We start from the raw sequence: 16,245 nt of genomic DNA on the forward strand, positions 1-16,245 counted from the left end.
GCGGCATTTTTAAGTTCCACGGAGAGGGTTAAAAAATTATGTCCATGGTATTCTTTTGTAAGTAAATGGAATGTATATTTAAATTAGAATTTAATATACATGACACGTATTTACCGCTTTGCGCTGGTGCTTATCGCCTTGATAAGTATCAGACCGCACGTATCTGCTCAGTGCGACCCAATCTTAAGAACCGACAGCACCCAATGGCTTTTCAATGGTGCCGTATTAGCCAGCGATAAAGTTGGCAATACATTATATGTTGGTGGCAATTTTACAACAATGTCGAGGTACGCAGGAGGCTTCGTAAACATTGATGCAGCTACTGCAAATCCGCTGGCGCTTGGCAGCTGGCCAAAAGTAAACGGCGTTGTTAATACTGTTATCTCTGACGGTACCGGTGGTTATATCATAGGTGGCAGCTTTACGCAGGTGGGCACGACCTCGCGTAGCAATATTGCCCAGATCAATTCAAGTGGGCAGGTTACATCATGGAGCCCTACTGCTGATGGTGTTGTTAATACGCTTGCACGTTCTGGCAGCACTATATATGTAGGTGGTGCCTTTTTTAATATTGGTGGACAGCCACGTAACAGGATCGCTGCCATAGACTTGGCTTCCGGAGCAGCGACCAGCTGGAATCCTTCATCAACCGGTGTGGTTAATACTATTGCTGTAAGTGGTACTAACGTGTATGCAGGCGGAAGCTTCGCAAACATAGGTGGACTACCAAGAAATAATATCGCTGCACTGGATGCAACTACAGGTAATGCTACAACCTGGGATCCATCAGCCAGCTCTTCGGTAACTAAAATAATGATCAACGGCACGACCGCATACGTGGCAGGTAATTTCGCTATCATCGGCGGTCAGACCAGGAATTTCATAGCCGCAGTAAGCACTACTACCGGCCTGGCAGGCACGTGGAACCCTTCTCCAAACAGCCCTGTAATGGATTTCGAAATGAACGGTTCCAACATTTTGGTAGCCGGTTCTTTTTCGTCAATAGGCAGCCAGTCACGTAATGGTTTTGCAGAAGTAGATCCGAGCCTTGGTAACGCAACAAGCCTCAACTACTTGTTGCCCGCATCAACAGCTGTGTACGATATCAAATTATTTGGGAATGACCTGTACCTGGGGGGTACCTTCACGCTTACCTCAGGCCAGTCAAATCTAATTAAGATAAATAAGGCGCTTGGTACTATTACGCCATGGGAATGCAATCTCACAAGCGCTCCTGTGCGTGCAATAGAAGCTACAGCGACAAGAGTAGTAGCAGGCGGTTCGTTTAGCAACTATGTAAAAACAAGACAACGTATTGCAGCTATCGATTTTCTGACTGATACATTGATCAACTGGAGCACGACGGTAAACAGTACTGTAAACGCGATCGCTGCCACTCCAACTACCGTATATATCGGCGGTGCCTTTACCACAGTTGGTGGAACAACTAGAAACAGACTAGCCAGTGTGGATGCAACCACGGCGGCGCTCAGCACCTGGAACCCTGCACCGAGTAGCACTGTAAACGCTTTGAAATTAAATGGTAACACGCTTTATGTTGGCGGTGCGTTTACTTCGATAGCAGGAAATACGAGGATCTGTGCTGCATCATTCGACATTACCTTAAATACTTTGTTGTCGTGGAATCCACAGTTCAACAGCGGTGCTGTAAACGCAATCCTTATTAGTGGGTCAGAAGTATATTTTGGCGGTACGTTTACACAGGCGCAAAGCGTTACAAGAAACAGGCTGGCTTCTTTCAACCTGTCAACAGGTCTTGTGAGCGGTTGGAATCCTAATGCTGATGGAACAGTAACCTCGCTTGCACAGAATGGATCCAGCATTTATGCTGCGGGTTCATTCAATAATATCGGTTCACAATTTGCTCCCAGATTGTCAGAGATCAGTCAATCTACAGGCGTTGCAACAACCTGGGCTCCTTATCCCAGCGGTACTGTTAACTCGATAGCTATCGATGGCGGAAGGGTATTTGTCGGAGGTAGCTATGCTAACAACGGTGGTGTTGCACGTACCAATCTGTCTTCCGTTGAAACTGCTACAAGCAATGCAACAAGCTGGGATCCTGCAGCAAGCAGCACAGTGAATTATATAGGTATTCATAGCGGCAGAATGATCGTTGGCGGTTCGTTTAGCACTATTAGCGGTAGCAGCTACCCTAACGCAGTGCAATACAATTTGAAGGAAACTGCACCAGTTGTTAGCATTACTGGCAGATCAGTAATATGTGCATCAACTTCTGTAACGTTTACAGCATTCACAGATGTGGCTGGCGCTACTTATCAATGGAAGCGCAATAGCCTGAATGTAGGTACTAACAGTGCTACATATACGGTAGTCCCTGCGAACAACGACCAGATACAGGTAGTGATAACTGCGCCTGTGGGTAGCTGCTACAGCCCAACCACAGCGACAAGCAATACAATAACAGTTACGACAACAAGTGCGGTGACACCAACTGCCAGTGTAACAGGAAACTTTACGGTTTGCTCAGGAACTTCAACAACATATACTGCAAATACGAACGTTGCTGGTGGAACTTATGTATGGCGAATCAATGGAAACCCAACGGGTACCAGCGGTTCAACTTTCACGTATGTTCCATCTAACGGCGACCAGATATCGGTGCAGGTATTTCCGCCAACAAACGGGTGCTTCACACTGGCATCGGTAACAAGCGCAACTCAGACCATCACAGTAAATGTTCCTGTAGCACCAACCATCAGCATCTCAACACCAAACACTACGATCTGCGACGGAACTTCAGTTACATTTACGGCAACAACGAATGTTACAGGTGGTACATACCAGTGGAAAGTAAACGGCGTTGGCGCTGGCACTAACGCAAGCACATTCACCACATCTACACTGACCAACGGTGCAGTTGTTACCTGCGATATCACAATACCTGTTGGCGGATGTTTCACGGCAAACTCTGCTACCAGCAGCAGCATTACCATGACGGTGAACCCAAATGTTGTACCTACGCTTACCATTTCAGGAAACACATCTCCTTGTACCGGTTCTTCTACAACTTACACAGCAACAACAAATGTTACAGGTGCTTCGTACCAGTGGAAAAGAGGAGCCGCTAACATTGGCACTAATAGCTCAACGCTCACGTATGTGCCAACATCAGGCGACGTGATCACATGCGTAGTAACAAATCCACTGGGAAGTTGTTATACAACAGCAACTATTACCAGCAATGCGCTCACCATTACTCCTATGACTACCCTAACGCCGACAGCCAGCATTGCTGGTAGTACAACGGTATGCCAGGGTACTACTGTTACTTACACAGCTACTACTAACGTGGCAAATGCCACTTACCAATGGAAAGTGAATGGCATTAACGCGGGTAGCAACAGCTCTACGTTCTCCTTTACTCCTGCAAACGGTAACACGGTGCAATGTGTAGTTACACGCCCTGTTGGTCAAGGGTGTTATACTGTTAACTCTGCAAACAGCAACATCTTAACGATTACAGTAAACGCACCGGCAACACCAACATCAACTATTGCTACAGTACCAGCAGGTAATACTTCGGTATGCTCTGGTACACCGGTAGATTTCGCTGCAGCGACAAATGTTCCAGGCGGCACTTATCAATGGAAAGTGAACGGAGGTAATATTCCGGGCGCGACAGCTAGCACGCTCACATTTACACCGTCGAATCTTGATGTTATTACATGTACGGTAACTGTTCCATCCGGCGCATGTTTTGCTCCGTCGTCCGCAACAAGCGCCGGCATCACGATGAATATTATTACATCTACCGTTCCAACCATATCGATCGTTTCGGGTGGGAATAACGTTTGTGCTGGTACTACTGTGACGTACACCGCAGCAACAAATATCGTCGGCGGTACTTATCAATGGAAAGTGAATGGAGGAAATGTCGGAACCAATTTCAATACGTTCAGCTATACGCCAGTTAACGGTGATATTGTTTCATGCGTGATCAACGTGCCTGCAACCGGATGTTTCACATCGCCTACTGCAGCTAGTAACAATATCCTGATGCAGATCGAAACCCCGCTGAACCCAACCGTGACTGTTACGCCGAGTGCAACCACGGTTTGTGCGGGTGCAACTGTAAACTATACGGCTACTACAAATGTTACTGGCGCCTTCTACACATGGAAAGTAAATAGCGCAACAGTCGGAACTAACTCGCCGGCGTACAGCTATCAACCAATAGACGATGATATCGTACTCTGTATCGTAACAACACCTCCAGGCTGTTTCACAACAAACGTTGCTGGTAGTGTCATAGTGGTAATGACTGTAACTCCGCCAAACAGCCATCCTTTCAATATCGGAGCTCCAGGCATTGCTGAGGTAGGTTCAACAGTTAACGTTGGTGCAAATGTTCAATCTGCCGTAAGCAGCTACTCGATTAAGTGGTATAACAAAGGCGTTCTGTTTGCGACAACAAATACCAACACTACTTCTTATGTGAAAGGCCAGGGTATCGATACCATCACTGCGGTAATTACGCCTACAGATGCTTGTTATGCAGTTACTACCTCTGTTCCGGTATATGTATACTCTGTTGGAACAGGTGTAAATGATATAACAAAAGGTTTGATCAGCATCTATCCTAACCCATTCCAGGACAAAGTGACCATTGCAGGCACTAAGGCCGGAGACAAAGTCGTACTTTACGATGTGACCGGTAAAAAGCTCATGAACTGGGAAATAACTGAAACTCAGCCAGACCACGTGCTGAACATCGGAGATCTTCCAGCAGGGTCATATATGCTGCGTGTTACTGATGCAAACAATCAGCCGAAGATCAACCAGACATTGCAAAAGATGTAATTATTGATTTTTATAATAAAAAGGGGCGGATATCCGCCCCTTTTTCGTTTAAATACGGTGACGGCGGGTATTATTAACTTATTAATAATGGCTTTAAAGCTTTAAATCCGTACCTTTGCGCGACTTTTTAATAAAATAGACTGCACAACAGTACGAGTCTGAAGGGTTAGGTACTGGGGCGGAGACAAACAACGCACATGAATATTCGCAATATAGCCATCATCGCGCACGTCGATCACGGCAAAACAACACTGGTAGATAAGATATTACATGCCACAAAGGTATTCCGCGACAATCAGGAAACCGGTGAGCTGATAATGGATAGCAACGACCTGGAGCGTGAACGCGGTATCACTATCTTGAGTAAGAACATCTCAGTTACATATAAAGACGTTAAGATCAACGTTATCGATACTCCAGGCCACGCCGACTTCGGTGGTGAGGTAGAGCGCGTACTGAAAATGGCTGATGGCGTGATCCTGCTGGTGGACGCCTTTGAAGGCCCGATGCCGCAAACAAGGTTCGTACTTCAGAAGGCATTGCAGCTGAATCTTAAGCCAATCGTTGTTATCAACAAGGTTGACAAACCAAACTGCCGTCCTGACGAAGTGCACGATGCAGTATTTGAATTATTCTTCCAACTGGACGCTTCTGAAGAACAGCTGAATTTCACTACGCTGTATGGTTCTTCAAAGCAGGGCTGGTTCAATACTTCGTTAGATCAAACCGACAGCATCACTCCGCTGCTGGATACTATACTTGAAAAAGTACCCGAACCCAAAGTATCCGAGGGTAACCTGCAAATGCAGATCACCTCTCTGGATTACTCTACATTCCTTGGCCGTATCGCCATCGGTAGGGTTGTTCGCGGAAGCATCAAAGAAAACCAACCAGTTATGCTTGGCAAAACTGATGGCTCGTTTGAACGCAGCCGTGTGAAAGAGCTCTATGTATTTGAAGGCATGGGCAAGAAAAGAGTGGCTGAAGTGGGCGCCGGTGATATTTGCGCTGTTGTTGGTATTGAAGGTTTCCAGATCGGTGAAACGATCGCAGATGCTGAAAATCCTGAATCATTGCCTATGATTCCAATTGATGAGCCGACGATGAACATGCAGTTCAGCATCAATAACTCGCCATTCTTCGGCCGTGAAGGTAAGTTCGTAACAAGCCGCAACCTGCGCGACCGCTTAACCAAAGAACTGGAAAAGAACCTGGCACTGCGCGTTAGCGATACAGACGATGCCGATAAATTCCTGGTGTATGGCCGTGGCATTCTTCACTTGAGCGTACTGGTAGAAACGATGCGCCGCGAAGGCTACGAGCTGACTGTAGGACAGCCGCAGGTAATTGTAAAAGAAATTGACGGCCGTAAGTGCGAGCCATATGAAATATTGGTAGTAGACGTTCCGTCTGAATTCAGCGGTAAAGTGATAGACCTGGTGACACAAAGGAAAGGAGAAATGATGGTGATGGAAACCAAAGGTGAAATGCAACACCTGGAATTCGATATGCCATCACGTGGCCTGATAGGTCTGCGTTCGCAAATGTTGACCAATACAGCCGGTGAAGCTGTAATGGCACACCGTTTCAGCGAGTACAAGCCATGGAAGGGTGTGATCCCTGGCCGTAACAATGGCGTGCTGCTGGCGAAAGGTGCCGGTAGTTCAACAGGGTACTCTATTGATAAATTACAGGATCGCGGATCTTTCTTCATAGACCCAGGAGAGGAAGTATATGCTGGTCAGATAATCGGAGAACATATTAAACCGGGAGATCTTGTGGTGAACATCGTGGAAGGTAAAAAGCTGACCAACATGCGCGCCAGCGGTAGCGATGATGCAACCCGTATTGCGCCGAAGATCCAGATGACACTCGAAGAATGCATGGAATATATCCAACAGGATGAATGCATCGAGGTAACTCCTCAAAGCATCCGCCTCCGTAAGATCATGCTGGACGAAGAAGACAGGAAGAAATACCAGAAAATGTTGAAAGCAGAAGCCTAACAATATAAATAGCCCCGCAAGGGGCTATTTTTTTGAAATGAGTCGATAGGCAAGAAGTCTGCATCATTCCTTAATTTTGAAGTATGAATACCGAACAGAAGCTGCGTAAAACCCTCTCGGAGAGAATAATGATACTGGATGGCGCCATGGGTACCATGATACAGCGCTATAAGCTGCAGGAAGAAGACTACCGCGGCAACAGGTTCAAGGATTGGCATGTGGACGTGAAAGGCAACAATGATCTGTTGGCGCTTACCAAACCCGAGATACTGGAGGAGATCCATTACCAATATCTCAACGCTGGTGCGGATATAATTGAAACTAATACCTTCAATGCACAGGTAATATCGCTGGCCGACTACGAAATGCAGTCGCTGGCTTACGAGATAAACGTAGAATCTGCAAAGCTCGCAAAGCGTGCTGCTGCTAAATACATGGCCGAACACCCCGGTACAGAAAAATTTGTAGCCGGTGCCATTGGTCCGATGAACAAAACACTGTCGCTTTCGCCCGACGTAAATAATCCTGGTTATAGGGCGGCTACTTTCGATGAAATTGCTAGTGCATATTACGAGCAGGTGAAAGGATTGATAGATGGCGGCGCTGATATCCTGATCATCGAAACCATTTTCGATACGCTCAATTCAAAAGCTGCGATCTACGCGGTTAACAAATACTTCCGCGATACTAAAAAAGAACGTGTTCCGGTAATGATATCAGGAACGATCACCGATGCGTCAGGTCGTACGTTGAGCGGCCAAACGCTGGAAGCGTTCATGATATCGGTTATTCATGCCGAGCCACTGAGCATTGGCCTGAATTGCGCCCTCGGTGGCGAACAAATGCGTCCCTATGTAGAAGAGCTGGCCAATATTGCTCCCTGCTTTATAAGCTGCTACCCTAACGCCGGTCTGCCAAACGCTATGGGCGAGTACGATGAAACGCCGGAGCATACAGCTTCTGTTGTTGGCGAATTCGCCAGCCAGGGCTGGATCAATATAGTAGGTGGCTGCTGCGGTACCACTCCGGATCATATCCGCGCTATTGCGATAGAAATGAAAAAACACCAACCAAGACCATTACCGGTTCTGGAAACTGCATAAAGAAAAAGGGCTGCAACTGCAGCCCTTTTTTTATTTGCCTTTAAAAACCGGTTTTCTCTTTTCGAGGAAGGCATTTACACCTTCTTCAAAATCTTCTGAAGCTCCTGCCTGCACCTGCAGTTCTTTTTCCATCGCCAGCTGTTGGTCAAGGTTATTGCTGTATGACTCATTCATCAGGCGTTTTGTAAGGCCCAATCCTTTTGTCGGCATTTGTGCCAAGATCGTAGCGATCTTTTTTGTTTCTGCTTCAAAAGTATCGTCAGCAAAGCTTTTATAGATCATGCCCATGCTTACTGCTTCTTCAGCACTTACTTTGTCACCCAGCATAGTAAGTGCCAGTGCTCGCTGCATTCCTACCAATCGGGGTAGGAAGAACGTCCCGGCGCTATCTGGTATTAAAGCGATCTTACTGAACGCTTGTATGAAGCTGGCGCTGTTGGTTGCCAACACGATATCACAGGCCAGCGCAATATTAGCGCCCGCACCCGCCGCTACCCCATTCACCGCTGCTACGATTGGTTTCTCGATCTTGCGCAGGCGCTGAATAATTGGGTTGTAATGCTCCCGCACGATCTGTTCCAGCTCTGGTCCGTTTGGATCTATCGCCTCTCCCAAGTCCTGGCCAGCACAGAATGCCTTGCCGTTACCTGTTATGTAAATACAGCGAATGCTTTCGTCGTTTTCGCAATTGTCCAGCGCTTTTTGAAAGGCCAGCGCCATTTCGCGGTTAAAACTGTTGAATTTATCGGGGCGGTTGAGCGTGATGTACGCCACTCCGTTGTCTGTTGTAAAGAGGATCGAGCTCATAGCGGCAAAAATAACGGGGATTTTAATAATTAACTATATGCCTATTGCTTGCTATCTTCATAGCCGATTTCCCAGACGGTTATGTTAGTAAAAGTATTTGGCAGTGCTGTGCATGGTGTAGACGCTATCACGATCACCATAGAAGTAGATACCCCTGGCGGGAAAACAGACTACGTTATCGTGGGGCTGCCCGACAATGCGGTAAAAGAAAGTATTGAGCGTATTATATCGGCCATCAAAAATGTCGGCTTTGAGCGGCCGCGGATGAAAGTAGTGGTCAACATGGCGCCCGCTGATATAAAGAAAGTTGGCGCAGCTTACGATCTTCCGATCGCTATTGGTTGGCTCGCCGCAAGCGATCAGCTTGCGTCAGAGGAACTTGGCCAGTATATCATGATGGGTGAACTGTCGCTAGACGGCTCGCTACAGCCAGTGAAAGGTGCGTTGCCTATCGCCATACAAGCAAGGAAAGAACAATTCAAAGGATTGATATTACCAAAAGCCAATGCGCGCGAAGCAGCGTTGGTCAATAATCTCGACGTGTATGGTGTAGAGCATATTTCAGAGGTAATCGGCTTTTTCAACAAGACGACCGAGCTGAAGCCAGTAACCGTAAATACACGAGAGGAGTTCTTCGATGCCCAGGCTCATTTTGAGTTTGACTTTAACGATGTAAAAGGACAAGAGAATGTAAAACGCGCTTTGGAAATAGCGGCAGCAGGCGGGCATAATGCTATCCTGATAGGACCTCCGGGTGCCGGTAAAACTATGTTGGCCAAGAGGCTGCCTACGATCTTGCCACCCCTTACTCTGCACGAAGCACTTGAAACAACCAAGATACACTCGGTAGCAGGCAAACTTGCGTTCAATACATCCCTCATAGCCCAGAGACCGTTCCGTTCGCCACACCATACTATAAGTGATGTGGCACTGGTGGGTGGCGGCGGTACACCGCAACCTGGAGAAATTTCCTTAGCTCATAATGGTGTTCTTTTTCTCGACGAGCTACCTGAATTTAAACGCACGGTACTAGAGGTAATGCGCCAGCCAATGGAAGAACGCCGCGTTTCGATATCACGCGCCAAAGTCAGCATCGATTTCCCAGCCAGCTTTATGCTGATCGCGTCAATGAATCCCTGTCCATGTGGATATTTTAACCACCCGGAAAAAGAATGTACCTGTGCGCCGCCAATCGTGCAACGATATCTAAACAAGGTATCCGGTCCGCTCCTCGACAGGATAGACCTGCATGTGGAGGTCACGCCGGTGTCATTTAACGAACTCTCCTCAAAACAAACATCCGAACCAAGCGTTGATATACGGGACCGCGTAATAAAAGCGCGCGAGCTGCAGGCAAAACGGTTTGAAGACCAGACAGGCATTTACTGTAATGCGCAAATGAGCAGTAGACAGCTCAAAGAGATCTGTACCATAAATGCAGTTGGGCAAACGCTGTTAAAAACTGCAATGGACCGGTTGAACTTATCGGCCCGTGCATACGACAGGATATTAAAGGTTTCAAGGACAATAGCTGACCTCGCAGATAGTGCGGACATCAAACCGGAACACCTGGCCGAAGCAATACAATATCGAAGCCTTGACCGTGAAGGCTGGGCGGGGTAACCTAAACCTGGATATGAAAAAAGCACACTGGGGCTATTTGATCGTTGCAATGATCATTGCCGTTCCCCTATTTGGCAACCTGGATAGGCTGCCATTATTAGAGTGGGATGAATCGCGCCTCGCAACAAATTCCCTTGAAATGTTGGGCGGATCACGGAACCTGCTGGTGCCTACATTCGGCGGGGTACCCGACATGTGGAATTGCAAACCGCCGTTTCTTATCTGGATACAGGCCTTGTCAATGAAAGCATTCGGCATCAACGAGCTCGCATTGAGGTTGCCGTCAGCTGTGGCTGCAAGCATTCTATGCCTTTTTCTTTTCTGGTCTGTAGGTCTAAAATTGCGCAAGCCCGTACTCGCAATTATTGCTTGTGCAGTACTGGTAACTTCAGAAGGATATGTAAGCACGCATGGAACAAGGACCGCAGATTATGATTCTATGCTGACGTTGTTTACTACAATGTATGGCATGTTGTTCTTTCTTTTTTTTGAGGAAAGAAAACTTAAGTATCTATATGCGGCATTTGCCTGTCTCGGTCTTGGGGTTTTGACAAAAGGAGTTGCAGCAATGTTTTTTACTCCTGCAATTTTCATGTATGCACTGGTTAGTCAGAAACGGCGCTCAATATTTAGGAGTAGGCATCTATATATAGGTGCGTCACTGTTCTTAATGGTCTCATTAGGGTACTATCTGCTACGCGAGCACTACAATCCGGGATACCTGAAAGCAGTTTATGATAACGAATTAGGAGGAAGGTTTGCAAAAGTTAACGAAGACCATGTGGGCCCATGGGACTACTACCTGGAGTTTATGATCAGTTGGCGGTTTAATTTTTGGATATACACGTTACCCTTTGGAGTAATAGCTGGCGCCAGGAGTAAAAGCCCCACGATACAAAAGTTGACACTCTATACCAGCTTGTTAGTACTCTTCTTCTTTACTGTGATTAGTACAGCCAAAACAAAACTTGATTGGTACGACATGCCCATGTATCCCTGGTTGTCGCTCATTGTTGGCTTTTTCATTTATGCTGTTTACCAATACCTCTTGGTAGCGGCTGGGCGGCTGAAGGACGCAAAATGGCTAGCACCGCTGTCGTTCCTGGTGTTCGTTTTTATCGTGCCATACCGTGCTATATACCATAGTATTGTAAATCCCGCGATCGACTTCTGGTCGGTAGAGAACATGAACATGGGGTACATGCTGAAGGACGCAAAAGACAAAAAGATCAATATTGACGGGTATAAACTTGTTTGGGATGACTACGCCCCCAATCTCGAATGGTATCTTATGGCTTACGATGGCAGGGTCTGGGTATCACACCTGCGCAGCGACCAGATTCAAACCCAGACTAAATCCGGAGATAAGATCGCAATATTTAAAACTGGCACAAGGCGCCATGTCGAAGCGCAAGACTACCCGCTGAAGCCGGTTGACTCGTACCACGGCGTGATCATTTACCAGGTCTATTAGCGAGAAAATCTTTGTAGAGAATGCTAATTTTGCGCTCGCATGAAAATTTCCGCTACAACAGGATTCTTCATTTTACTGCTTATTATAGCCTATCCCCTATTCGGGAATCTGGGATATTATCCTATTAGACTTTGGGATGAGTCCCGAGTTGCTATCAATGCCTATGAAATGTTCAAAACAGGCGACTGGATCGTAACACGCTTCGATGGCGCTCCGGATATGTGGAACACGAAACCTCCCCTGCTTATCTGGATACAGGTAGGATTTATAAAGCTGCTGGGTTTGAATGATCTTGCGATACGGATCATATCTCCTATCGCTGCATTGTTTACCTGCATTTTTCTCTACTGGTTCTTCTTAAAAAAATTTGCTCAGCCTTGGTTAGCGATATTGGTATGTTTTGTTTTGGTCACATCGCAAGGCTATGTTAGAACGCATGGTACGCGAACGGGCGAATACGATTCGCTGATGGTGATGTTTACCACCATGTATGTGTTGTATTATTTCCTGTTCCTGGAAGATAGAAAGACAAAATACCTGTATGCATCGCTGATCACTTTAACGCTGGCTGTTTTGACCAAAGGAGTTGCTGCCGTAATATTCTTACCTGTACTCTTCATCTATACTATTTACAGAAGGCAGCTATTATCTATCCTTAAAAACGGACATTTCTACATAGGCATTTCCATTTTTTTAATTTTCGGCATCGGCTATTATTTCCTGCGCGATCACAACAACCCCGGTTTTATTGAGCAAGTACACATGAACGAATTGGGTGGCAGGTACATGGAAACAGATCATCCGGAGTTTGGCTATAGCTTTTATTGGCATTTTCTTACTTCCCGCAATTTCATTCGATGGTTAGTGTTGATGTTTGTTGGCAGTATACTAGCGTTTTTTTCGCTAAACAGGTTAATAAGAGAACTTACCATTTACAGCGCGTTGGCTGGAGGCTTTTACTTCCTGGTCGTATCTGTAGGCAAAACAAAAAACACCTGGTACGATATGCCCTGTTATCCGTTCTTTGCCATAATCACGGCATTGGGCATTTACATTATTTGCAAAACCATCCTGGAGTTCCCATCAACTAAAAGATATCTAAACGTTGGCGTAGTTACGATATTCCTCGGCATCATTAGCTGGCTGCCCTACTACGAGATCATAAAAGAGGCGATCAGGCCAGACTACCAGGATTGGTCGCAGGAAAATGACAGCATAACTTTTTACATAAGGGATATATTACACGGGAAAAGGAATGCTCAAGGGCTCGCGATAGCTAATGAAGGCTACCAGGCGGATATGGATTGGTACCAGCTGCTTTTGGCTGAACAAAACCGCACTATTCCCAAAATTGACTATAAAGCGATACCAGCCGGTCAAAAGGTTATTGCTTTTCAGCAAGCTGTAAAGCAGTATATTGCAACACATTACAATACGCGGATCATTGATTCGTTTAACACCCTGAGAGTTTACGAAGTAAATGGCACTAACTAATAACATAAAGCTTTCTATTGTTGTACCGGTATTCAATGAAGAACAGATCATTGAAGAGTTGGTAAGGCGTATGGTAAATGCCGCTGTCAGCGTAACGCCCGACTATGAGATCATTTTTGTAAATGACGGTAGTAAAGACCGCAGCCTGGAAAAACTAAAGCTCGCGAGTCAAAGCAACGAACGTATACATTATATCAGCTTTTCAAGAAACTTTGGCCACCAAATAGCCATCAGCGCAGGCATGGATAAAGCCCGCGGAGAAGCTATCGTTACCATTGATGGCGATCTGCAGGATCCGCCTGAGTTGATCAAGGAAATGTATGAGCAATTCCAGGCTGGCTACAAAGTAGTGTATGCTAAACGCTCAAAAAGAAAAGGAGAAACCTTTTTCAAACTTTTTACTGCCAAGATGTTCTACCGCCTCATGGCCCGCCTCGTTTCATTTGAGATACCGCTGGACGTGGGCGACTTCAGGCTGATAGGCCGCGATGTGCTGGACTACCTGAAGCGTATGAAAGAATACGATAAGTACATCAGGGGACAGATAGCATGGCTGGGTTTTAAAAGCACCTATGTAATGTTCGAGCGCGACGAGAGGAAATTTGGTACAACCAACTATCCTTTCAAAAAAATGTTGCGCCTTGCGTTCAACGGTATTACTGCGTTTTCCGATTCCCCGCTTAAAATGGCAACAAAGCTGGGTTTTGCAGTCTGCATTGTTTCTTTCTTGATATTGGTATATGCGTTGTACAGCTACTTTGTAGGGAAAACTGCAATACCGGGGTGGGCATCAACAATTATCAGCATCACCTTCCTTGGTGGTGTTCAGTTGCTATCGCTCGGTATTATCGGGGAATATATTAGCCGCATCATTAACAATGTGCGCGACCGACCGCTGTATGTAATAGATGAAACAACCTTATAGAAAAATAGGCGCTTATAATAAAGCGCCTATTTCTTTTACCAGTTCGGTGCGTGTTATCGGCACCCCTTTTATTTTGTTGTAGCCTACTGCGTCAATCATGTATTGATCGCGGATGATCTTCACCAGCTGGCCATTGTTTATTTCAGGTATCAGAACTTTCTTATAGTTCTTCAGCATTTCACCAAGGTTGCGTGGGAATGGGCGAACATAACGCAGCTGTGCATGTGCAACAGTTTTGCCTTGTGCCTGTAGTTCAGCTACGGCGCTCTTTATGGCACCATAAGTAGAGCCCCATCCGAGTACCAATAAATCACCTGTTTCAGGACCGCTATCCAATGTTTGCATCGGAATGTAGTCCGCGATGCGGTCCACCTTGGCCTGGCGGGTTTTCACCATGTGCTGGTGGTTATCCGGGTCGTACGACACGTTACCGGTAACGTCTTCCTTTTCCAGGCCACCTATGCGGTGCTCAAGACCTGCAGTACCCGGAACTGCCCATGGACGAACCAGTTTTTCGTCTCTCAGGTAAGGCAGGAATTTTGCTTCTTCGGCCGCCAGTTCTTTCTTAAAGTTTACAACGATCTCTTCGAGATCTGCGCTCTGTGGAAAGCGCCATGGCTCGGCGCCATTTGCAATGTAACCATCGCTCAGCAGGATAACCGGCGTCATGTGCTGCACAGCAATGCGTACAGCTTCAAAAGCTGCATCAAAACAATCGGACGGTGTAGACGCTGAGATAATAGGCATCGGGCATTCACCGTTGCGGCCATAATATGCTTGCAGCAGATCGCTTTGTTCTGTTTTTGTGGGTAGCCCTGTAGAAGGACCGCCACGTTGTATGTTCACGATCACCAGTGGGATCTCCAGCATTACTGCCAGACCCATGGCTTCAGCTTTCAATGCCATACCCGGACCAGATGTACTGGTAACCCCCAGGCTGCCACCATAAGAAGCGCCAATGGCAGAGGTAATGCCAGCTATCTCATCTTCGGCCTGGAAGGTGCGAACGCCAAAATTCTTATAGCGAGACAATTCATGCAGGATATCTGATGCAGGCGTAATTGGATAGGTACCAAGAAACAGAGATAAGTTTGATTTCTGGCCGGCAGCAACAAGGCCGTAAGCCAGTGCCGTATTACCGGTTATGCTTCTGTATTTACCTGCGGGTAGTTTTGCTTTTTCTACTTTATAGCGGGTAGTGAAAGCTTCCACAGTATCGCCATAGTTGTAACCAGCCTGCAGAGCCTTGATATTGCTTTCGAGGATGTCTGCGCGCTTACCGAATTTATCATTTAGGAAGCTGATGGTAGTGTCGAGATTGCGGTTGTACAGCCAGTACAAGAATCCCAATACGAACATGTTCTTTGCACGATCCTTCTCCTTAGTGCCCAGCTGGATCTCTTTCAGCGCTTCGCGCGTCAGTTTAGCAATGTCCATCTTGTGCAACTCGTACCCGGTCAGTGAGCCATCTTCCAATGGATTAACACCGTCAGGATAGTTAGCCAGGCGAAGGTTCTTATTATCGAAACCATCGGTATTGGCAATGATGATACCACCAGGCTTTAACGCCTTAAGGTTCACCTTGAGGGCGGCGGCGTTCATCGCCACCAGCACATCACAGCTATCACCCGGGGTGAATACCCTGTTGCTGGAGAAATGCAGCTGAAAACCGCTAACACCCGGCAGGGTTCCCTGCGGGGCACGGATCTCAGCCGGAAAATCAGGGAACGTAGACAGGTCATTGCCTATCAACGCAGTATTGTTTGTAAACTGGCTGCCTGTAAGCTGCATACCGTCACCACTGTCACCTGCAAATTTTATAACAACATCGTCTACTGTCTGGGTAGGAACTGGCATAATAAAAAAGTACGCCGCAAAGTTAGTTGTTTTTAAGCAGGTAGCCCTGAGTTGGAGCGGCTTGGCCTGTTTTTTATAAGGTTATTTAACTATTTCAAACTATCCCTATAT

Annotated in this window: 9 protein-coding genes; 7 read left to right on the top strand and 2 right to left on the bottom strand. The window is 46.5% G+C overall.

What is annotated here, in order from left to right; all coding sequences use genetic code 11:
* Positions 1-99 precede the first annotated feature (99 nt).
* The 3 genes from P2W83_RS06650 (at position 100) to P2W83_RS06660 (ending at position 7,954) form a co-directional block, all read left to right on the top strand.
* The gene (locus tag P2W83_RS06650) at positions 100-4,845 is read left to right on the top strand and encodes a T9SS type A sorting domain-containing protein (RefSeq protein ID WP_276132926.1); all 4,746 of its coding nucleotides are present in this window, start codon (positions 100-102) and stop codon (positions 4,843-4,845) included.
* Between the two features lie 197 nt (positions 4,846-5,042).
* The gene (gene typA, locus P2W83_RS06655; RefSeq protein WP_276132927.1) at positions 5,043-6,851 is read left to right on the top strand and encodes a translational GTPase TypA; all 1,809 of its coding nucleotides are present in this window, start codon (positions 5,043-5,045) and stop codon (positions 6,849-6,851) included.
* Between the two features lie 83 nt (positions 6,852-6,934).
* Positions 6,935-7,954: a homocysteine S-methyltransferase family protein gene (locus tag P2W83_RS06660; protein ID WP_276132928.1), complete on the top strand. Its 1,020-nt coding sequence runs from the start codon at positions 6,935-6,937 to the stop codon at positions 7,952-7,954.
* 30 nt (positions 7,955-7,984) lie between these two features.
* Here P2W83_RS06660 and P2W83_RS06665 read toward each other — a convergent pair whose 3' ends face one another.
* On the bottom strand, positions 7,985-8,761 hold the full coding sequence (locus tag P2W83_RS06665) for an enoyl-CoA hydratase-related protein (RefSeq protein ID WP_276132929.1): 777 nt from the start codon (positions 8,759-8,761) through the stop codon (positions 7,985-7,987).
* 81 nt (positions 8,762-8,842) lie between these two features.
* Between P2W83_RS06665 and P2W83_RS06670 the strand changes: the two genes are divergently transcribed.
* Genes P2W83_RS06670 through P2W83_RS06685 form a run of 4 tightly spaced genes read left to right on the top strand, consistent with a single transcriptional unit; the run spans position 8,843 to position 14,277 of the window.
* A complete protein-coding gene (locus P2W83_RS06670; RefSeq protein ID WP_276132930.1) occupies positions 8,843-10,384 on the top strand; it encodes a YifB family Mg chelatase-like AAA ATPase in 1,542 nt (513 codons plus the stop codon).
* 13 nt (positions 10,385-10,397) lie between these two features.
* Positions 10,398-11,858 carry an ArnT family glycosyltransferase gene (locus P2W83_RS06675; RefSeq protein ID WP_276132931.1) on the top strand — a complete coding sequence of 487 codons (1,461 nt, stop codon included), beginning with the start codon at positions 10,398-10,400 and terminating at the stop codon, positions 11,856-11,858.
* Between the two features lie 39 nt (positions 11,859-11,897).
* Complete coding sequence (locus tag P2W83_RS06680) at positions 11,898-13,352, top strand: ArnT family glycosyltransferase (RefSeq protein ID WP_276132932.1); 1,455 nt, start codon at positions 11,898-11,900, stop codon at positions 13,350-13,352.
* Positions 13,339-14,277, top strand: a complete 939-nt coding sequence (locus tag P2W83_RS06685; RefSeq protein ID WP_276132933.1) for a glycosyltransferase family 2 protein — start codon at positions 13,339-13,341, stop codon at positions 14,275-14,277. Before P2W83_RS06680 ends, P2W83_RS06685 begins: the two co-directional genes overlap by 14 nt.
* A gap of 12 nt (positions 14,278-14,289) precedes the next feature.
* Here P2W83_RS06685 and P2W83_RS06690 read toward each other — a convergent pair whose 3' ends face one another.
* On the bottom strand, positions 14,290-16,134 hold the full coding sequence (locus P2W83_RS06690) for a 2-oxoacid:acceptor oxidoreductase subunit alpha (RefSeq protein WP_276132934.1): 1,845 nt from the start codon (positions 16,132-16,134) through the stop codon (positions 14,290-14,292).
* Positions 16,135-16,245: the final 111 nt, after the last annotated feature.

The organism is Polluticoccus soli (assembly GCF_029269745.1).
GTDB classification, from domain to species: domain Bacteria; phylum Bacteroidota; class Bacteroidia; order Chitinophagales; family Chitinophagaceae; genus Polluticoccus; species Polluticoccus soli.